The 18,493-nt window shown below is 41.0% G+C and carries 23 protein-coding genes; 19 read left to right on the forward strand and 4 right to left on the reverse strand.

Features of this window, described 5'->3' with window-relative positions:
• Positions 1 to 172: 172 nt before the first annotated feature.
• Entirely contained in the window at positions 173 to 1,087 is a 915-nt protein-coding gene (ctaG, locus tag ACFSMW_RS03190; protein ID WP_390353900.1) for a cytochrome c oxidase assembly factor CtaG, read from the forward strand.
• Between the two features lie 76 nt (positions 1,088 to 1,163).
• Positions 1,164 to 1,619 (forward strand): DUF420 domain-containing protein, encoded by a 456-nt coding sequence (locus ACFSMW_RS03195; RefSeq protein WP_390352951.1) that lies wholly within the window; start codon positions 1,164 to 1,166, stop codon positions 1,617 to 1,619.
• 404 nt (positions 1,620 to 2,023) lie between these two features.
• On the opposite strand, the gene ACFSMW_RS03200 is transcribed toward ACFSMW_RS03195, so the two are convergent.
• A complete protein-coding gene (locus ACFSMW_RS03200) occupies positions 2,024 to 2,392 on the reverse strand; it encodes a YugN family protein (RefSeq protein ID WP_390352953.1) in 369 nt (122 codons plus the stop codon).
• Between the two features lie 215 nt (positions 2,393 to 2,607).
• Here ACFSMW_RS03200 and ACFSMW_RS03205 point away from each other — a divergent pair, with 215 nt between their 5' ends.
• The 7 genes from ACFSMW_RS03205 to coaD all read left to right on the forward strand — a co-directional run bounded on the left by ACFSMW_RS03205 (position 2,608) and on the right by coaD (position 6,920).
• Positions 2,608 to 3,678 carry a CAP domain-containing protein gene (locus ACFSMW_RS03205; protein ID WP_390352955.1) on the forward strand — a complete coding sequence of 357 codons (1,071 nt, stop codon included), beginning with the start codon at positions 2,608 to 2,610 and terminating at the stop codon, positions 3,676 to 3,678.
• A 112-nt stretch (positions 3,679 to 3,790) separates the two neighbouring features.
• Positions 3,791 to 4,192 carry a spore coat protein YlbD gene (gene ylbD, locus ACFSMW_RS03210; RefSeq protein ID WP_390352957.1) on the forward strand — a complete coding sequence of 134 codons (402 nt, stop codon included), beginning with the start codon at positions 3,791 to 3,793 and terminating at the stop codon, positions 4,190 to 4,192.
• A 5-nt stretch (positions 4,193 to 4,197) separates the two neighbouring features.
• Positions 4,198 to 4,431, forward strand: a complete 234-nt coding sequence (locus tag ACFSMW_RS03215; RefSeq protein ID WP_390352958.1) for a YlbE-like family protein — start codon at positions 4,198 to 4,200, stop codon at positions 4,429 to 4,431.
• Between the two features lie 219 nt (positions 4,432 to 4,650).
• Entirely contained in the window at positions 4,651 to 5,082 is a 432-nt protein-coding gene (locus ACFSMW_RS03220) for a YlbF/YmcA family competence regulator (RefSeq protein ID WP_390352960.1), read from the forward strand.
• 46 nt (positions 5,083 to 5,128) lie between these two features.
• Positions 5,129 to 5,404: a YlbG family protein gene (locus ACFSMW_RS03225; RefSeq protein WP_390352962.1), complete on the forward strand. Its 276-nt coding sequence runs from the start codon at positions 5,129 to 5,131 to the stop codon at positions 5,402 to 5,404.
• Between the two features lie 471 nt (positions 5,405 to 5,875).
• The gene (gene rsmD, locus ACFSMW_RS03230; RefSeq protein ID WP_390352964.1) at positions 5,876 to 6,469 is read left to right on the forward strand and encodes a 16S rRNA (guanine(966)-N(2))-methyltransferase RsmD; all 594 of its coding nucleotides are present in this window, start codon (positions 5,876 to 5,878) and stop codon (positions 6,467 to 6,469) included.
• On the forward strand, positions 6,435 to 6,920 hold the full coding sequence (coaD, locus tag ACFSMW_RS03235) for a pantetheine-phosphate adenylyltransferase (RefSeq protein WP_390352966.1): 486 nt from the start codon (positions 6,435 to 6,437) through the stop codon (positions 6,918 to 6,920). The genes rsmD and coaD overlap by 35 nt, the downstream gene beginning before the upstream one ends.
• Before the next feature lie 108 nt (positions 6,921 to 7,028).
• Here the strand turns inward: coaD and ylbJ are convergent, their stop codons facing one another.
• Complete coding sequence (gene ylbJ / locus ACFSMW_RS03240) at positions 7,029 to 8,249, reverse strand: sporulation integral membrane protein YlbJ (protein ID WP_390352967.1); 1,221 nt, start codon at positions 8,247 to 8,249, stop codon at positions 7,029 to 7,031.
• 390 nt (positions 8,250 to 8,639) lie between these two features.
• Here ylbJ and ACFSMW_RS03245 point away from each other — a divergent pair, with 390 nt between their 5' ends.
• A complete protein-coding gene (locus ACFSMW_RS03245; RefSeq protein ID WP_390353902.1) occupies positions 8,640 to 9,665 on the forward strand; it encodes a SepM family pheromone-processing serine protease in 1,026 nt (341 codons plus the stop codon).
• Between the two features lie 121 nt (positions 9,666 to 9,786).
• Here the strand turns inward: ACFSMW_RS03245 and ACFSMW_RS03250 are convergent, their stop codons facing one another.
• Positions 9,787 to 11,013, reverse strand: a complete 1,227-nt coding sequence (locus ACFSMW_RS03250) for a nucleotidyltransferase (protein WP_390352969.1) — start codon at positions 11,011 to 11,013, stop codon at positions 9,787 to 9,789.
• A 225-nt stretch (positions 11,014 to 11,238) separates the two neighbouring features.
• Between ACFSMW_RS03250 and ACFSMW_RS03255 the strand changes: the two genes are divergently transcribed.
• The 3 genes from ACFSMW_RS03255 to ACFSMW_RS03265 all read left to right on the forward strand — a co-directional run bounded on the left by ACFSMW_RS03255 (position 11,239) and on the right by ACFSMW_RS03265 (position 12,649).
• Complete coding sequence (locus ACFSMW_RS03255; RefSeq protein ID WP_390352970.1) at positions 11,239 to 11,769, forward strand: YceD family protein; 531 nt, start codon at positions 11,239 to 11,241, stop codon at positions 11,767 to 11,769.
• Between the two features lie 30 nt (positions 11,770 to 11,799).
• On the forward strand, positions 11,800 to 11,973 hold the full coding sequence (gene rpmF / locus ACFSMW_RS03260; protein WP_390352972.1) for a 50S ribosomal protein L32: 174 nt from the start codon (positions 11,800 to 11,802) through the stop codon (positions 11,971 to 11,973).
• A 193-nt stretch (positions 11,974 to 12,166) separates the two neighbouring features.
• The gene (locus ACFSMW_RS03265; protein ID WP_390352973.1) at positions 12,167 to 12,649 is read left to right on the forward strand and encodes an RsfA family transcriptional regulator; all 483 of its coding nucleotides are present in this window, start codon (positions 12,167 to 12,169) and stop codon (positions 12,647 to 12,649) included.
• Between the two features lie 52 nt (positions 12,650 to 12,701).
• On the opposite strand, the gene ACFSMW_RS03270 is transcribed toward ACFSMW_RS03265, so the two are convergent.
• Entirely contained in the window at positions 12,702 to 13,184 is a 483-nt protein-coding gene (locus ACFSMW_RS03270; protein WP_390352975.1) for an N-acetyltransferase, read from the reverse strand.
• A 274-nt stretch (positions 13,185 to 13,458) separates the two neighbouring features.
• Here ACFSMW_RS03270 and ACFSMW_RS03275 point away from each other — a divergent pair, with 274 nt between their 5' ends.
• From ACFSMW_RS03275 to ftsL, 6 genes are all read left to right on the forward strand, one after another.
• On the forward strand, positions 13,459 to 14,340 hold the full coding sequence (locus ACFSMW_RS03275; protein WP_390352976.1) for a 2-dehydropantoate 2-reductase: 882 nt from the start codon (positions 13,459 to 13,461) through the stop codon (positions 14,338 to 14,340).
• Entirely contained in the window at positions 14,333 to 14,722 is a 390-nt protein-coding gene (locus tag ACFSMW_RS03280; protein ID WP_390352978.1) for a DUF3397 family protein, read from the forward strand. The genes ACFSMW_RS03275 and ACFSMW_RS03280 overlap by 8 nt, the downstream gene beginning before the upstream one ends.
• Positions 14,723 to 14,810: 88 nt before the next feature.
• A complete protein-coding gene (bshC, locus tag ACFSMW_RS03285) occupies positions 14,811 to 16,433 on the forward strand; it encodes a bacillithiol biosynthesis cysteine-adding enzyme BshC (RefSeq protein ID WP_390352980.1) in 1,623 nt (540 codons plus the stop codon).
• A 263-nt stretch (positions 16,434 to 16,696) separates the two neighbouring features.
• On the forward strand, positions 16,697 to 17,128 hold the full coding sequence (gene mraZ, locus ACFSMW_RS03290) for a division/cell wall cluster transcriptional repressor MraZ (RefSeq protein ID WP_390352982.1): 432 nt from the start codon (positions 16,697 to 16,699) through the stop codon (positions 17,126 to 17,128).
• A 17-nt stretch (positions 17,129 to 17,145) separates the two neighbouring features.
• Complete coding sequence (gene rsmH / locus ACFSMW_RS03295) at positions 17,146 to 18,105, forward strand: 16S rRNA (cytosine(1402)-N(4))-methyltransferase RsmH (RefSeq protein ID WP_390352983.1); 960 nt, start codon at positions 17,146 to 17,148, stop codon at positions 18,103 to 18,105.
• Between the two features lie 13 nt (positions 18,106 to 18,118).
• Positions 18,119 to 18,493, forward strand: a complete 375-nt coding sequence (gene ftsL, locus ACFSMW_RS03300; RefSeq protein WP_390352985.1) for a cell division protein FtsL — start codon at positions 18,119 to 18,121, stop codon at positions 18,491 to 18,493.

Genomic DNA, 18,493 nt, shown 5'->3' on the forward strand with positions numbered 1-18,493 from the left:
CACAGAGCATATCAATTTGCTTTTCGTTATTGCAAAATTGTCAAGACCGGGGAGAATTCCCCGGTCTTTTCTATATTTTGTCACATCCACAGGATGTGTGAGTGATTTAAATGTTGTATAATAAAGGCAGTGTGAAGATTTTTTTAATATGGAGATGAACAAAATGTCTAATATGTGGCTGGAACTGCAAATTTTCGGTTTTCGCGCTTTATGGAGTCCATACTTCTTCGTATATATCATTGCTTTAGCAGCAGTGTACTATATCGTGACCGGTCCGCTGCGCAGTAAATTTGGAAAAGAAAATGAAGCCCCTTCAGGTAAACAGCAGGCCGCTTTCTATACGGGTATGTTCTTGCTGTATATGGTTAAAGGATCTCCGGTGGATCTTCTCTCGCATATCATGCTGACTTTCCACATGATACAGATGGCCATTTTCTATTTGGTATTTCCAATCTTGATGATTTATGGGCTTCCGGTCTGGTTATGGAAGAAAATAATTTACAGACCTTTTATTTACCCTTTTGTCAAATTCATGACTAAACCGCTGATTTCGTTACTGGTGTTTAATACATTATTTTCTCTGTATCACCTGCCAGCTGTCTTCGATTTCAGCAAGACCTCCCAAGCAGCTCATACTAGCATCGGGCTGATTCTGCTTGTCGCGGCCTTTATTATGTGGTTCCCGGTTACTACTCCTATTAAGGAATTCAACCGGTTGAGTCCATTGCTGAAAATATTCTATATTTTTGCTAATGGTGTTTTGATCACACCTGCTTGTGTATTAATCATTTTTGCGTCCAACCCTTTGTTTGATGCGTACAGTGCTTCCGGTGCATGGCTGCAATCGATGAGTCTTTGCGTCCCTGGCAATGTACTAGATGGAATTTCAATGCAAATCTCAGGTCCTGAAATGTTTTCTCCAATGGGAGTAATGGAGGATCAGCAGCTAGGTGGCATCATTATGAAAATAATGCAGGAGGGGACATATCTTGTAATTCTGGCTAAGGTTTTCTTCCAATGGTTCAACAGAGAAAGCTTGAAAGTGGATCCCCTACCCGAGAACCAGCAGGTTACTACGACACATTGAGCGATATTTGCTCAGTTTCTCGAATGAAAGAAATGCCAGATATATCTAATAGTATAGAGAGAGGTTGAATGGAGTTATGCCTATTTTGCCGACGATAAGCACATTTTTCATCATTTTAAGCGCTGTTTTGATGGCGATTGGCTGGTATTTAATCGTGCATGATAAAAGAAAAGCGCACAAAAGAGTGATGATTTCGGCAGCGGTGAGTGCATTATTGTTTTTCATCATTTACATGTCCAGAACCATTTTTATTGGGAATACGAGTTTTGGAGGACCTGATGAATTAAAAATCTATTACACCGTATTCTTGATTTTTCATATCTTTTTAGCAACAATGGGTGCGATTTTTGGCGTGGTGACATTGACGCTTGCATTTAAACGGAAAATTGCCATTCATCGAAAAATCGGTCCGGTTACAAGTATTGTATGGTTTTTTACTGCTATCACAGGGGTGATGGTTTATCTGCTGTTGTATGTGTTTTACAGAGGCGGCGATACCACGAGCATGATCAAAGCGATACTGGGAACGTGATGTGGTTGTAAAAAATGGGCTGACTGAAAGTGACTTTCGGACAGCCTGTTTTTTTATTTTATAATTTATTAGATAATGTTCCAGCTTCTTGGCTGAGATGCCAATAAGGAGTGGCAGTCCAGTATGTAACCGAAAACCATGGCTAAAGTCACGTCATTTTCGGCGGGTTCTTTAGATTGCTACTAAGCAGCACAGGCATTATAACCAGCAGGTTTTCCATCATCTGATTCCTGACAAAAACTGAATTATGATATGGTCTGAGGATAATAATGAAGTGGAAAAGCGGCAGCAAGTCGGTGATGCAAAATTCCATAAAAAAAGACTGGCCCTTCAGCATTGCCCTTGTGAACGAAAATGTCCGAAATGGGGCCGCCTTTTTTGAGACAGTCTTTATAATATTGATTTTATTTGTTCTTGAATTGCATTAAATCCTCATGCACTTTTGCAACCAGGTTTTTTGCACGTTCGACAAGGTTTTCTGGGAAATTTTCATCTTCACCGTATTCGACTCCGTGTGGATAATAATGTTTTCCCAACAGGGGTGGCATCAATTTGATAACAGCAGTTTTACGGTCCACATCGCCTTCTACTGCACGGCCTTGAATACGAACATAATATGTAATGTTTTTCTCTTGAGAACCAATTTTGTAGTCATAAGTAACTCGTTCATAATCCCATTGACCTGCACGGATGAATGCATGTTGTCCCATGATGTGGTCCAATGGTTTGATATCCATGACAATTTCTTCCATATTGATGTTTTCCAATTTCATTATATACACCTCACATATTTTTCCTCGCTAGCACTATCATAGTACGAATTACAGCAAGTTGCAATCATTTATCCCTACGTGACATCGTCTATTGCAGTGTTTTGATATAATAAATAGGGTAATGAAATATAAACCAGTTGAAAACTATTTCATTGAATAGATTTGATTGGAAGGACATATATTGAATTAGTAATACAATATAGAGGTGATATAGTATGCGATGGATAAAGTCTATATTGGTAGTGCTTTTGCTGGCATTTGCTATCTTCTATTTTCTTGGAAAACACGAGATGAGCCCAAAGGAAGCTGTGGAAAACATCAGCCATCTATTTGTCGAAAAGAAAACTGAAATCAAACAAAAGCAGCTGCCTGAAAAAAAACTGCTGAACAGCAGGTATACTGGTGATTTGTACCATTGGATTGGAAAGAAACCGAAAGAATTGCAGAAAAAGTTCGGAGCTCCCGCCCGCAAAGATGTAAGTGCGTACGGTTATACATGGTGGGTGTATACTGATCGGAAACAGCAATATATCCAGTTTGGAGTGGAGGATGACAAAATCACATCGGCTTTTGCGCTTGGCAAAGGGATTTCAGCCGAACCGGTTGAAATAGGAGAATCATATAAAAAAGCGAAGGATTCTTTGTCTTTTACCAACGAAGTGACATATGAAAAGGGCATTTCTTCGTATCAATTCTTGTTAAGCAAAGAAGATATGAAGGCTCGCCCGCTCGTCAAATTGTCCGATAATATTTATATGCAATGTTATTTTGATACATTTACTGATAAGCTATCCGCTGTCAGAGTGATTGATGGGGATACTTTGCTCAAGCAACGCCCGTATGAGTTGAAATACAGAGGCAGGTTGCCAAAGTCCGAAGAACTGACTGATCAAGAATGGAAAAACGTTGAAAAAGGTATGGAAAAACAAATTTTTGACATGTCCAATGTCCTTCGGGCATATTATGGGAAACCATCCTTGAAATGGGATGAAAAAGTGCATGATGTCGCATTTTTGCATAGTAAGGATATGGCGGAAAATCATTATTTTTCTCACTATGGACAGGACGGGACAGGACTAAAAGAAAGATTGGCCGCAAAAAAAGTATACTATTTTGCGGCAGGGGAAAATATTGCAGCACAGTATCCTGATGCGCCTGCAGCCATGCAAGGTTGGCTAAACAGCAAGGGGCACAGAGAGGCGTTGCTTAATAAAGATTATACGAATCTTGGCGTTGGTGTGTACAAGTTTTACTATACTCAGAACTTTTTAGCAAAACCGATGTAAAAAGGGTAACACTTCCCCCGGGGCATTTGACACTGTTTTTTGGTTTTCTGCATAATATGTAGTGAAAATAAGCAATAGAGCGGAAAGCGCTTTGTCAATTGGGGTGAGAAGTTTGAATGAGGAGAAACTGCATCCAACTATTCGTGAGTTCAAGCAATTTGTCAATCAACATCCGAAACTGCTGAGAGAGATACGGAAAAATGGCCGCTCTTGGCAGGAGTATTATGAAAAATGGGTGCTGCTTGGAGAGGAAGATCCCTTTTGGACATCGTTCCAAGGAGATGCAGATCCGAAAAAAGACAATACAGGCGGAAAACACAATGATAAGGATAAAAAGACGGAAATTTTTTCGAAGATGTGGGAAATGACCGAGAATCTGGATATGGATAAAGTGCAAAAACAAGTACATCAGCTTAACGGTGCCATTTCATCCTTGCAGGATTTGCTTGGTCAATTCCAAACCAAAGGAAATAAGCCTTCTTCTGGTCAACAATTTGGTACGTTTAAGGATTGATGAAAATGGATCAACAGTTATTTACTTCGATAAAAAGCCAGCCTGAATACAGACAGTTTTTGCGCATGAATCCAGTATGGTACCGATACTTGTCTAGGGACCCTGCCAGTTTCAGCACCTTTAAAAAAGAATCGGCATTGTTTCACGGCAAAACAGTAGGGCAGCGGATTGAACGGCTGCAGGATACTGTGAATCTTGCGAATATGTTGTTACAGTTCACCCGGGAAATGCAGGATTAGTTTCATAATGCAACCGGGTGATTTTTTTGTCGCCAGTGAAAACGAAGATTGAAATTGATAGTTCCCGTGAAAATGTTTCATTGCCATGCATTGTATACAGTATGTCGTATTATTCCGCTTTCAATTTATTTTGCAGCAGGATGACTTGGAAGATTGTTTAGCTTTTTTTATTTCCACTCGCGTGTAAACATGATAGTATGGAGATGGAGGTGAATGGAGATGTTTGCTACGCTGGAATTTGTAGATTTGCTTGATCATGCAGAACAATTCGGGGCAATGATTCAGGAGTCTGATGTGATGGCCGCATACAAAAAAGCAAAGCATGAACTGGATAATGATCAACAAGCACAATCGCTTATAAAAGCATTTAATCATATAAAAGAAGAATACGAAGAAGTACAACGATTTGGCCGTTATCATCCTGATTATAACGAAATCATGAAAGCAGTCCGAACCAATAAGAGAGAAATGGATATGAATGATAAGGTTGCCGCATACAAGGTAGCGGAAAGGAATGTGCAAAATTTGCTTGATGAAGTAAGCGAGTACATCGCTTTGAGCATCAGCGACCAAATCAAAGTGCCGAAAGATGGAGCAGCGCTGACCGACGGCTGTGGCGGTGGTGGGAGTTGCGGATGTAAGGCATCCTGATAGGACAGACGTTGGGTCGCCATAATTCATATAAGTGAGGAATATCATGAGAAAAGATCGTCTGGGAATGATTGTTTGGTTTCATCATATGAAAAATTTGAAACAGCTTAAAAAATACGGGAACCTGATCTACGCTTCCAAACGTATGAAGTATGCAGTCATCTATGTCGACCGGGAAGATAAAGCTGAAATCGAGAATAAAGTGCTCCGCTATTCATTTGTTTCTAATGTGGAGTGGTCTCATAAGCCGTTTGTCAACACAACATATGAAAATGCGAAGCCTGATAAAGCGAAACAATATGACTATAAGATGGGTATATAGTTCATTCCAAGTAAGGTTTCACAATACTTAAAATGCGAATCCACGTTGTCTATGTTCCCGTTAAAGACCGGGAGTCCAACAACAGATTGACAATGTTTATACGTATAGACATGAAAAAAACCTGCAGAAATGATTCTGCAGGTCTCTTTGTTTTCGAGAAAACAAAGAGGCAAAGGGAGAGGAGAAACCGGAGGAGAACTTATGGGGAAGTGTAAGTCTTCTCCGTGTTTAACAACAGCCGATAACAGCTGCCTCACTAACATATTATGTACACCGCCCACCTAATTTATACACGGCAGAAAAATTTTTATCTATAAGCGTTGCTGCTTTTTTTTGCAATGAACTAATTTTTTTAATTCCTGCTGAACATTGAATTGTAAGGCTTGCAGATTGAATCGCCTTCTTTTTGTGGTGTAAAAACACAGATTATGATAGGATAAATGTCGAATAAACTCAATTTGGAGTGATCGCATGCGGATAATTGCAGGAACGCATAAAGGAAGAGCATTGAAAGCTGTTCCTGGAAAGGACACGAGGCCGACTACTGATAAGGTGAAAGAAGCGGTATTCCAAATGATGGGGCCATTTTTCGATGGCGGAAGCTGTCTGGACTTATTCGCGGGGAGTGGAAGCCTGGGCATTGAAGCGCTTAGTAGGGGAATGGACCGCGCTGTATTTGTGGATCGGCAGAACAAAGCTATACATACGATTCAGGAGAACTTAGAGATGCTGAAAATCTCCAATCTGTCAGAAGTCTATCGGACGGATGCAAATCGCGCCATACAGATATTGTCAAAGAAAAATATGACTTTCACGCTGATATTACTAGACCCGCCATATAAAAAGGCTGACTATGAAAAATTGATAAGGTCGATTATTAAATCTTCATTGCTCAAGGATGGCGGTATGCTATATTGTGAGCATGATGCCGCTGATCAAATGCCCTTATTGAATAAGGAATTGCAAATCATCAAACAAGCAAATTATGGAACGATCGGCATCACGATGTACCGGAAGGGAGAAAATGAACATGACAAGATTGGCAGTCTGCCCCGGAAGCTTTGATCCGATTACAAATGGGCACTTGGACATCATCGAGCGAGGAGCAAAAATTTTTGATAGAGTGACTGTTGCGGTATTCAATAATCAGTCAAAATCCCCTCTTTTTACGGTCGAGGAAAGGTTGGCACTTATTGAAGCGTCCACACGGCATTTGCCCAATGTTTCTGTAGATGCCAGTAATGGCCTTTTGATCGATTATGCTAAAAAGAAAAATGCGCAAGTTGTGCTGCGAGGTTTGCGGGCAGTCAGTGATTTTGAATATGAGATGCAGATTACATCAGCTAACCGGAAACTTGACCCGGATGTCGAGACGTTATTCATGATGACAAATAACCAATATTCCTTCTTGAGTTCAAGTATCATCAAAGAAATAGCAAAATACGGATCTAATGTATCCGATCTTGTCCCGGAACCAGTAGTTACGGCATTACAGAATAAGTATATCCACCAATAACGGTCGAATGACCATGCGAAAGCGCTATAAAAAACTTGAAAAAGATGACATTTTTCGTGCCAGGGAAAGGATGCAAGATAGATGCTTGCATCCTGCAAGTATACAGTTCTAAAAAGCTGTTTTCTTCAGTCGATGAAACAAAATGATAGTCGATAAAAATATGAAAACGAGAGAAATGATCGGCCCGATATCTTGCACATACCCCAGCGCAGATGACCAGGTATTTTCTGCCGCAGGGGCTCCTACTGCAAGATCGTTGCCATCAAAAGCCTGTCTGTCAAGATAAAGAGGCCGGTATAACAGGACGGTCAGTATGCTGGCGATGAATGCGTGCAATATTCTTCCGATAAAATATGGAAAATACCGGATATCGGTTTCGGAAATAATGCTTGCTACTTGTGCGTGAATGGACAAACCGTTGAAACCAAGAATGAAACTGATCACCACAATGACCGCAAATAAAGGATCAATGGATTCTTTAGAAATCATGCTGGCGCCGACCGTGATTTCCAATACGCCTGAGATGAATGGCAATGCTAACTCAACCGGCAGCTGCAGCATTTGGAAAATGAAATGAAGCCCTGCAGCGAGAACCGGAGTAAACTGCACAAGAAATAATAATTTGCTGAGTACGGAAAATAATATAATAAAACCACCAACCATAAGTAATGTCTGTACGGAATTCAGCACCGCATCCCCAAGTATCTCACCGAAAGCCCTTTTATCTTTAATTCTTGTGCGGTGCATCTCTTTTAAGGCATGCAAAACTAACCCATTCTGTTGTTTCAGTTTCATTTTTGCTTGCTTTTCTTCTTGCCGAACACCGTAAAAGCGCATGATGATGCCGACGAACACATTCCCGGTATAATGACAGACAGCAATTAATAATCCCAGACGGGCATCTCCAAGAAATCCGACGGATAGTGCAGCAACGATGAATAAAGGACTGGATGCATTTGTAAAAGAGGTCAGCCGCTCGGCTTCTATTCTTGTCAATTGTTTTTCCTGCCGCAACCTAGCGGTAATTTTAGCTCCTGTCGGATATCCGCTGACCATGCCTAAAATCCAAGCGAAGCTGCCGGCACCGGGTACTCTAAAAATCGGTCGCATGATCGGCTCGAACAGAACCCCCAGTAACCGCACCACGCCAAAGCTTAAGAGGAGCTCTGCTGTGATGAAGAACGGCAGGAGTGACGGGAACACAATCTCCCACCACATATCCAGTCCCCGAATACTTGCTTCGTACGCGTCTTTGGGGAATTTTATCATGACTAACGCTAAGGCGATGACTGCAATCGCGAGTACGATTGTTTTCAGTTTAGACTTCAAGCTTTTTCCTCCTAATCCGCAGGACATCATATACCTCATTCAGCCAGCTGATTTCAGCATCTGGGCTGCAATGTTTTCGGCTGGCATTGAGCTGCTTGCGATTTTTAAATTTCGTAGTAAAATGGAAACTAGTTTATTGACCATGATTTGAAAGTTTGCTTGCTGTATATTCTGTGCAGGCTAATCCCGGTTGAATGGATTTCACTATCATTGGCAGTGCAGTCAAGGAAAATAGGAACCTCCCTTTCCTTCTGCATAAATGCAGATTTTCTAAACAAGTCTTCATTTTCCACGATTTTGCCATAGCTCGTACTTTCAATATACGCACATGGATTGGACAAATATGCCATACACTTTTATGGAGAACGAAGATTGGAAGGGGCCCGCATGATGAGATTTAAAATGAAACACATTATTACTTTTTTGATTGTGATTGTCATTGCTGTATTTATTGCAACATACCGGTTGCCATACTACATTTATAAGCCTGGGAGCGCGGATGCGCTGGACCCCATCATATCTGTAGATGATGGTTATAAAAGTAAAGGGGATATGCATTTGGTCACTGTCAGAGGTGGACAGGCAACACCGATCGAATATGTGATGGCAAAGGTACTTTCTCATGAGGAGATCATCCCGATTGATGAAGTTATGCCAAAAGGCATTTCACAGGATGAGTATTTTCATGCACAGCTGCAAATGATGGAAAGCTCACAAGAAGCTGCAACAGTAGTCGCTTATAAGGCCGCCAAAAAACATATCGATATCAATTATGACGGTGTTTATGTCGTTTCGGTTGTCAAAGATATGCCGGCAGATGGGAAGCTGAAGGCAGGGGACCGGATTATTGGTGTGGAAAATCATCAAATCCAAGAAGCCAATGATTTGATTGACTATGTGCAAACAAAACAGGCCGGGCAGACTTTGAAATTTGATATCAAGCGAGATGGAAAGAACCTGACCAAAAAAATAAAATTAGAAAAGTTCAAAGATGAGAAAGAAAAAATAGGAATAGGCATACAATTGGTCACTGATCGCAGTGTCAGTGTGAAACCAAAGGTGCATTTCAAGAGTGGGGATATCGGCGGACCAAGTGCAGGTTTGATGTTTTCGTTGAAAATTTATGATGAATTGACAAAAGAAGATTTGACAAACGGCCTTCAAATAGCAGGCACAGGTGAAATTGATTATGATGGAAATGTGATGCGCATCGGCGGTATTGATAAAAAAGTGATTGCAGCTGACAAAGAAGGATGCGATGTTTTCTTCGCACCAAATGAAAATGGCGCTAAAAATTCCAATTACCATATTGCCAAAAAAACAGCTGAGGAAATTGGTACTGATATGAAAGTTGTTCCGGTGGATACATTTCAAGATGCATTGGATTATTTAGAGAAGATGGATGCTGACAAATAAAACCTGACACGTGTTGAATTTGTATAGGAAACGATATTATCCATATACTAACAAAAAGCGATTGGGAATGCTTTCCAATCGCTTTTTGTTACCATGATATCATTCGGAAAAAAATACTGTGCTATAGGGATCTTTCTGGCTGGATTTGTAAAGGACCTTGCAATTCCTGGCGGGTAAGCTTTTTTCGTGCTGCGGGAGCAATAATACTGTAATAGGCATTTGCGGCCCGTTCTTCCATGTGCAGCATCTGGTCCATATTTCTGCTGAGACTTGTGATAAGAGGTATACCAAGGTTTTTCTTAAACTGATTCAAATAAGCTTGTCCCTGTCTGCTAAAACCGAGCAAGCGGATATACGGCACGTTTTCTGAAGCGGTCGCCAATTCCAGTTCTTTTTTTGTTGTATTGGTTAAAATATGTGTAAACATTCTTTGTAATCTTGTCCATGTGTATCGTTTGCTTTTAACGGCCTGCACCCACTCATGAAAAGAAGAGACCGTTGAGGCGGTTTCCTTGATCCTGAATTCAAGGCCTTCATCAACACCAGCGATCAGGGCCAGTTCCTCGTGGCTCATAGTTTGTACCCGGTAGTTGAGAAGGAGGAAGTATTGCTCCCAGTCATGCCATAATCCAGTTCTCCTCCTATATTCGACCAGCTGTTCCATCGTCCCATCAGGGATGGTGTCGCGGATCTTTGTTTTATTTATATTATGAAGCAGTTCTTTTCGTATAGAAGTGGCACTCGCAATATTTCCCGTAATTTTCATATCATGATGTTGGCTTTTTATCCTCGGGATGGTCATTGGTTTGATAGGAAGGTTTCGACCCAAAACTTCATTGACGTAGCTCATACCCAAAACGTTATTTGGCTGCGTTAAGTCAAAATTGTTGTTGGCAAGACCGATTTTATCATAAGCGATTTTACTTGCAGCAGGATAGGAAACGCCTTGCTTTAAAGACGATTTCAGGGTGGAAGTATAGGTTTCCTCGTTTTCTTTCAGAAAGTAGTATCCTTGAAGAAAATCGTCTATTTTTCCTGATTCGCTGCCAAAGCAGATGCTTTCCACTCCGAGTTCATAAAGGGACAAGACGGAGCCTTTTGCAAAAAGACGACTACTTTGGACTGCGTAAGCATAAGGGAGTTCCAATATGATGTCAATGCCACCAGCAAGTGCCGCTTTTGCACGGTGGAATTTATCGATAATCGCCGGTTCTCCACGCTGTAAAAAGGAACCACTCATCACTGCAGCAACGACATCTGCATTTGCCGTTTCTTTCGCTTGGTTCAAATGATGCAGATGGCCATTATGAAAAGGGTTATATTCGACTATCAGTCCGACAGCATTCATCCAAACAACTCCAATCGTTGAAAATACCATTATTTTAACAGAATTGACAGCAATATGCATCTGTGGACGAAATCACTAGCTGATTATACTTAACGCTTCGTCGAACTGCATGACCGTTTAAAAGAAGTGATAACCATAAAAAAATCTGTTAAACTGTAAAGGAAAGATATTGACAAAAGACGTTTTTCCCTATAAAATAACTCTTGTTGCCTTGAGGTGAAGACAATGAAGTTTACATTGACACAAATCAAGAAAAATACAAATGACCATCCTTTTACCTTTGATGGAAAAGTGGATGTTTCCGAACTGGAAAACATGAATAATGACATCCGTCGGATTGAACCGGTCCAGGTACAGGGGCAATGTGATATGAGAGGGAATGAACTCATTTTCTCCTTTTCTATTGAGGGAGAAATGACTCTGCCTTGCGCACGCACATTGGTTGATGTGCCATACCCTTTTAATATTCAAGCAACAGAAATTTTTTCTACTTCTGAAATGTATAAGGAAGATGATGAAATTCATCCTGTACATGGCGAAGTGCTTGACTTGGCGCCATATATCAAGGAAAATATTTTACTGGAAGTTCCTTTCAGAATATTTTCCGACGACCCTGAAGCGGCTGAAAAGGGCGTCCCCTCTTCCGGTAAAGACTGGGAAGTTATCACACAGGAAAAGCAGGAAGAAAAACCGATTGATCCACGTTTGCAAAAACTGTCATCTTTATTAAAAGATGACAGCGAGAAAAGCGAATAAACATGTTGAACTTTGAAGGAGGTGTAAGTCATGGCAGTACCTAAGAGAAGAACATCCAAAAAAGTAAAAAACCAACGCCGTACACACAAGAAACTGTTAGTACCTGGCTTGGTTGAATGCCCTAATTGTGGTGAACTTACAAAATCGCACCGTGTATGCCCATCTTGCGGCCATTATGACGGTAAAGAAGTCATTGCGAAATAATATCGTCTCTAAATCAGCGGATAGATCCTTTCAGTGGAAGGGTCTATTTTTTTGTATTTAGCAGTGTAAGAACCAAGCATTTATCTCGTGTTAAAGGAAATTGCGTTTTCCTATAGCCTGGCAAATCGTAAAGTATTAGTCTATCACAACTATTTTTTGCATACATTATAGCAAATGAGTAAGGAGTGATGTCATGAACACGACGCGCCAGGATGCCTGGTCAAAGGAAGAGGATGCTGTACTTACCAATACCGTATTGGAATACATTCGCATTGGAAACACACAACTTGAAGCGTTTAAAAAAGTAGCCAGCGAATTATCACGTACACCGGCTGCATGTGGTTTCAGGTGGAACGCTACCCTTAGAAAAGAATGCGCAGAGGCGATTCAAGATGCAAAAGAAGACAGAAAAAAAGGCAACAAGCCACGGGAGCCATTGAGTGGCTTACCGGAAAAAGTTGCCAGTGACCAGATAGAATCGACTATTTCATTTCTGGAGAAAATGAAAACAGGATTTTTACTCTCTTCCGGGGAAGAACAAAGAAAACAGCAAATGCAGATTGAAACATTGCGAAAAGAAAACGAAAATCTCAAAGAAAAGCTGAAAGGTTACGAAAGCACTTGGCAGGAGATAGGGAATCTATGGAGCTGGGCAACAAGTAAATATCAGGATTAGACGAAAAAAGGGAAGTTCACAAGGTAACTTCCCAATTTTGTTTTTTATCGTTTTAGTGTGAAAGCTCTTTTTCCTGCACGCCTTTCGGTAGCCAGATAAGTGGATTTTCCCCTAGATCCCTTTCCATCTCGTAATGAGCTTTCTGGAATCCCATTTTTTCCCAAAAACGATCCGACTTGACTCTTGGATTTGTTTTGATAGGCAAATCAAACCCCTTTGCGAACTCTACTAAAGCTTTTCCATAGCCTCTTTTCTGATAATCAGGCAAAACTTCCAGCTTCCAAAGTTCCAGATAATTTTGCGGAGGTTCGAAATAGGAATCGTATTTCGCATCAACTTTATACAAACTCATCCTCGCTATGAGACGGTCCCCGTAAAAAGCGCCGTAAAATGGTGATTCACTATTATTTTCCACAATATTGGATTCAAGATCTTCCAGCATGGAAAGTTCCTGATGACCGTATTCTTTGAATTGCTTGAAAGCCTCTAGTGTTTTGTAATTAATGAATAGCCTTTCGACCTTTATGTCATTCATCTTCGGTCTCCCCCTTCATTTTGCTGTATTTTTGCACTATATTCTTCTATTATAGTATAAATGATCAGATAATGAAATCGTACCGTGCAGCGTGACTTGGTAGCCTTTAGAATTTTGCTTTCGTCTGACACATAGTAGATATCATAGCAGTACTATATATGCAGTAAGGCGTTCGAAAGCTTATTTCTCTTCTAAGGGTTATGTTAAAAAAGCGTCAGCGCATATGGAGATTTTGACAGTGTGCATTTTTGGAACATTTTTTGGGGGGATGGATATGAAAATAGGAATTATTGGAGCCGGCTCAATTGGAATGCTTTTCGGTAGCCGGTTAAGTTTTGCTGGTGAAGTTACTTTTTTTGTTAGAAGATCGGAACAGGCTGAAGCGATTCAAAAGTATGGCATTGTAAGAAAAAATGACGGTCGCCAGATAGCTGCAGGTGCAGCCCTTTTTTCGGAAATGGACAAGCAGGATTGCTTATTTGTTTGTGTCAAACAACATCAGTTGGAAGATGTTTTACCTTGGATTCAAAGAAAAAATGCACAGACCCCGTTATTTTTTATCCAGAACGGGATGGGGCATCTGGAAATAATAAAAAAAATGCAGCAGCCGGCATTCGCCGGGGTTGTAGAGCATGGTTCTATCGTCGTGAATGATTATACATATAGGCATACTGGATGTGGGGCAATAAGTTTTGCGAGCGAACATGTTCATAAACAGCTGCTGGAAAAAATCGTTTCCAAGCTTAGCAGTCAGGACTTTCAATTTCAAATAAGATCCGACATGTTGTTTATGCTTTCTGAAAAGCTGGCCGTCAATGCTGTCATCAATCCGCTCACTGCTATCTTCGACGTAGATAATGGTCAAATTCTTCACAATACGCATTTGAACTGCTTGGCGGAACAATTATGCGAGGAGGCTTGCAATGTACTTGGTTTGGAGATAAGAGTAATGTGGGATCGTGTGATGGAAGTCGCTGAGAAAACCTCCGCTAATATATCCTCGATGCGAAAGGACTTACATGAAAACCGGAAAACCGAAAACGATGCCATTTCGGGGTATATTCTGAAGCGTGCTAAAAAAAATGCACCTTATACCGCGTTCGTTTGGCGTGCTGTCAAAGCCATGGAACAGAAAGGGGGAGTGTCATGTGATTGATTTACTCGTCCATCTTTTTGCTTTTCTTGTCACGATTCCACTATTGGCTACGCTGCTCGTGTTTGTTGTTTTGAAATGGAAATATACCAGTTCAGGTACAGCCTTTCGCAAATCCGCACAGTGGACTGCCATATTTTATGTCATTGCTGTTGATTTAATCTTGTCGGACTTATTTCAGTTTCATGTGCTGTTTTTCATTATACTGTTTTTTATCCTCATTGCTGGACTGATTTTGGTTGGGCAATATAAGGTAAAAGGTCGCCTCTTATATGGCCGTGCCGTTGATATAGCTTGGCGGATGTTTTTTTTGATTTTCTTTGTGCTCTATGTCGTCCTGGCTGCTCTGATGATGATTCATAACACAGTGACCGCACTATTCTGAGCTCAAAACAGATTAAATGAAAAATATCTGTGTTTATCGTAAAATTATCAAGGAAGATTACATACGTTTAAAGGAGTTATGAAATCAGATGCAGATCGATCCTATATATTCGGGCAAAGCAAACAAATTGGTTTCAGATTACAGAAATGATAAACAGTCCATCATGCAATTCTTTCATTATCATCTTACAGAAGCAGATTTCACCAATAGGGTTTCAGATATAAAAAAACGCAGATTCCAGCGTGAAGCAATTGCGGAAGTATTGGAGAAGATGAATAGGGATTGGGGAGCACCTGAATCTGCTATTGCTAATATCAAGCGGTTAAAAAGAACGGATAGCGTGATTGTGGTTGGCGGCCAGCAGGCTGGTGTGCTCACAGGGCCGATGTATTCCATTCATAAGGTGATCTCCATTTTGCAGCTTGCCAGGCAACAAGAAAAGAAATTGAATATACCTGTCATCCCGGTTTTTTGGATTGCTGGTGAAGATCATGATTTTGAAGAAATCAACCATGTTTACATGCCTTCAGGCCAAAAGCTGACAAAACATAAAATGCCGCAGCGCGTGATAGAAAAAAAGTCTGTTTCTGATATTGAAATCAATCAGGCCGACGCCGAAAGATGGTTGCAGGATGTGTTTGCAGAACTGGATGAAACGGTTCATACCAAGCCAATATATACCATCGTTTGTGATTGTTTAAAGCAATCAAAAACGTATGTTGATTTTTTTGCAAGATTCATTTTCACGATGATGGAAAATGAAGGGCTTGTTCTGCTTGATTCCAATCATCCTGAAATCCGCCAGTTGGAGTCAGGTTACTTCAAGCAATTAATCACGCAGCAGCCAAGTATCGCTTCAGGTGTTTTCGAACAAATGCAGTGCTTGAAAAATGAAGGATATCAGGTGGCTCTGGATGTAGGGCCGGAAGATGGACACCTATTCTTCCATGAAGACAAAGAACGTATATTGCTTAAACGGGACGAGAGTGGAAATTGGATTGGAAAACAGAATCAGCTGGTGTTAAGTGAAAAGGAATTGCTCGGTATTGCGGAAAATACGCCGGAAAATTTAAGCAACAATGTCGTCACCAGACCTGTCATGCAAGAGTTGCTGCTGCCAACCCTCGCATTCGTTGCCGGGCCTGGGGAAATCGGTTATTGGTCAGCATTGAAACCAGCTTTCGAAACACTGGACATTAAAATGCCGCCAGTTGTCCAAAGACTTTCTTTCACTTTTCTGGACAATAATACTGAAAAATTGCTGAAACGCTACGGTATACCCTTGAAAGAAGCTGTCGAAGAAGGGGTGGATCATTTGAAATTGCGCTGGCTACAGGCGAAAACGGCGGTGCCAGTAAAAGAGATGGCGGAAGAGATAAAGAAGGGAATCGCTAAAATCCATCAACCACTTCAGGAGATTGCAAAAGACTTACGTGCAGATCTTGGGGCGGTAGCTGATAAAAATTTATTTTATATAGAGCGGAATATTGATTTTGTGGAACATAAAATTCAACAGGCAGTTGAAGAAATGAATAGCAGCCAAGTCGCTGACTTCGATCGTCTGGACCAGGTTCTCCATCCCCTTTCAGGTTTGCAGGAACGCACATGGAATCCGCTGCCGTTGTTGAATATTTATGGAACAACGCTGTTTGCTGAGTTATCCCGCTATGATTGCTCATTTGAGAACAGCCATTATGCAGTCCGTATTTAAATGTTCACCACTTTCCCCCACCGTTTTATGTGTTGACGTAAAACATGTGTAAAATATTGATAAATAAAGGCTTAGCCTGAAAGAAAACAAAATCCTTGTTTTCTTTCAGGCTATTTTTATGTTCAACAAAAATGAAGTGTCAATACTGCTTTGCAAGGGCTTATTAGTTACTGTTTTATAATTGAAATATTTAATTTGAGAATCAGGGTGGTGATTTGTGGGGAGTTGTGGTAATATGGTTACAAGAAAGTGGGGCAGAGTCTATGTTCATGGGTGAGTTTCAGCACAACATCGACCAAAAAGGCCGTATTATCATGCCTTCCAAATTCCGAGAAGATTTGGGAGACAGTTTTGTTGTGACCCGAGGACTGGATAAATGTCTGTTTGCTTACCCATTATCAGAATGGAAGGCTTTGGAAGAAAAGTTGAAAAAACTTCCACTTACAAAAAAAGACGCTAGGGCTTTCACAAGATTCTTCTTCTCGGGCGCGGTAGAATGTGAAATTGATAAACAGGGAAGAATAAACATTCCGCAGCCTTTGAGGAAGTACGCCAACCTGGAAAAGGAATGTGTAGTCATAGGCGTGTCTGAGCGGATTGAGCTGTGGGCGAAGGACGAATGGGAGGACTACTTCGAGGACTCAGAAGAATCGTTCGCCGAGATTTCAGAGAATCTGCTTGATTTTGATATTTAAAAAGTGGGTGTTTTGTATTGTTTGAACATGAGACAGTTTTGAAAAGTGAAGCAGTCGAAGGCTTGAAAATCAAACCAGATGGTACATATGTCGATTGTACAGTAGGCGGTGGGGGACATACAGCGAATATTGCCTCCAAACTGAATGAATCAGGCAGATTAGTCGGATTTGATCAAGATGAAAATGCCTTGCGTGCAGCAAAAGAAAAACTGAAAAACTTTGGTGACAGGATTCTGTTCATCCATAGTAACTTCCGCAACTTGGAAACCCAATTATTGGCACATGATATCGAACAGGCAGATGGTTTTTTGTTCGATTTGGGCGTTTCCTCGCCACAGTTAGATCAAGCAGAAAGAGGATTCAGCTACCAGCATGATGCCGCCCTGGACATGCGTATGGATCAGAGCCAGGATTTGGATGCAATGGATATTGTCAACACCTGGTCTTTTCAGGAACTGGCGAGCATCTTTTTCAAATACGGTGAAGAAAGATTTTCTAAGCAGATTGCAAGAAAAATTGAAGAGAAAAGAAAATTTGAAGAAATCACAACCACACATCAACTTGTGGACATTATTAAGGATGCTATACCTGCTCCGGCAAGAAGAAAAGGTGGACATCCGGCGAAGCGGGTTTTTCAGGCATTGCGCATTGCAGTAAATGATGAACTCGGAGCCATGGATGATGCACTGAGACAGGCCGCCAGAATGACAGCAGTGGGAGGCAGGGTGGCGGTGATCACATTTCATTCGCTTGAAGATCGGCTTTGCAAGCAAGCATTCAAAAAATGGAGTACCGCAAAAGAAACACCTCGCCATTTGCCGATCATACCCGAGTCGCATGAGGCGCCTTTCGAATTGATCACCAGAAAGCCAATATTACCGAGTGAAGCAGAATTAAGCATAAATAGAAGAGCCAGATCAGCAAAGCTCCGAATTGCTGAAAAAATAAAAAAGTGGGATGACAATTTCAGCCATTAAGAAGGGGGAAGAAATGATGGCCGCAGAAAAAGTGAGAAGCTGGCAGCAGCATTATACTGCCCAAGCAGCGGAGCCTGTAAAAAAACAAGTGGTTGTAAGAAAAAGTAGTTGGATTACGCAAGGAGAAAAGGTATTATATTCTATAGCAGGAATCTGTTTAATCCTTGCTTCCATTTTGGTGGTGACTTTTTCTTCGCAAACCGATACGCTGAACAGGAATCTTCAAAGCGTGGAGCAAAAAGTGCAAAAGCAGGAATTAAAAAATGCCGGATTGGCTGATGAAATCAAGGAATTAAGCAGACCTGAGAGAATTATCAAAAAAGCCAAAGAAAACGGGTTGAAGATACAAGATGCAAAAGTGAAACAAGCGCGTGGTCTTGGCAATTAG

This window comes from Tigheibacillus halophilus, assembly GCF_042683165.1.
Lineage (GTDB): Bacteria > Bacillota > Bacilli > Bacillales > Amphibacillaceae > Tigheibacillus > Tigheibacillus halophilus.

Coding starts and splice junctions, on each gene's coding strand:
- ctaG (WP_390353900.1), top strand. CDS start 173: ATGTGGCTGGAACTGCAAATTTTCGGTTTTCGCGCTTTATGGAGTCCA.
- ACFSMW_RS03195 (WP_390352951.1), top strand. CDS start 1,164: ATGCCTATTTTGCCGACGATAAGCACATTTTTCATCATTTTAAGCGCT.
- ACFSMW_RS03200 (WP_390352953.1), bottom strand. CDS start 2,392: ATGAAATTGGAAAACATCAATATGGAAGAAATTGTCATGGATATCAAA.
- ACFSMW_RS03205 (WP_390352955.1), top strand. CDS start 2,608: ATGCGATGGATAAAGTCTATATTGGTAGTGCTTTTGCTGGCATTTGCT.
- ACFSMW_RS03215 (WP_390352958.1), top strand. CDS start 4,198: ATGGATCAACAGTTATTTACTTCGATAAAAAGCCAGCCTGAATACAGA.
- ACFSMW_RS03220 (WP_390352960.1), top strand. CDS start 4,651: ATGTTTGCTACGCTGGAATTTGTAGATTTGCTTGATCATGCAGAACAA.
- ACFSMW_RS03225 (WP_390352962.1), top strand. CDS start 5,129: ATGAGAAAAGATCGTCTGGGAATGATTGTTTGGTTTCATCATATGAAA.
- rsmD (WP_390352964.1), top strand. CDS start 5,876: ATGCGGATAATTGCAGGAACGCATAAAGGAAGAGCATTGAAAGCTGTT.
- coaD (WP_390352966.1), top strand. CDS start 6,435: ATGACAAGATTGGCAGTCTGCCCCGGAAGCTTTGATCCGATTACAAAT.
- ACFSMW_RS03245 (WP_390353902.1), top strand. CDS start 8,640: ATGAGATTTAAAATGAAACACATTATTACTTTTTTGATTGTGATTGTC.
- ACFSMW_RS03250 (WP_390352969.1), bottom strand. CDS start 11,013: ATGAATGCTGTCGGACTGATAGTCGAATATAACCCTTTTCATAATGGC.
- ACFSMW_RS03255 (WP_390352970.1), top strand. CDS start 11,239: ATGAAGTTTACATTGACACAAATCAAGAAAAATACAAATGACCATCCT.
- rpmF (WP_390352972.1), top strand. CDS start 11,800: ATGGCAGTACCTAAGAGAAGAACATCCAAAAAAGTAAAAAACCAACGC.
- ACFSMW_RS03265 (WP_390352973.1), top strand. CDS start 12,167: ATGAACACGACGCGCCAGGATGCCTGGTCAAAGGAAGAGGATGCTGTA.
- ACFSMW_RS03270 (WP_390352975.1), bottom strand. CDS start 13,184: ATGAATGACATAAAGGTCGAAAGGCTATTCATTAATTACAAAACACTA.
- ACFSMW_RS03275 (WP_390352976.1), top strand. CDS start 13,459: ATGAAAATAGGAATTATTGGAGCCGGCTCAATTGGAATGCTTTTCGGT.
- bshC (WP_390352980.1), top strand. CDS start 14,811: ATGCAGATCGATCCTATATATTCGGGCAAAGCAAACAAATTGGTTTCA.
- mraZ (WP_390352982.1), top strand. CDS start 16,697: ATGTTCATGGGTGAGTTTCAGCACAACATCGACCAAAAAGGCCGTATT.
- ftsL (WP_390352985.1), top strand. CDS start 18,119: ATGATGGCCGCAGAAAAAGTGAGAAGCTGGCAGCAGCATTATACTGCC.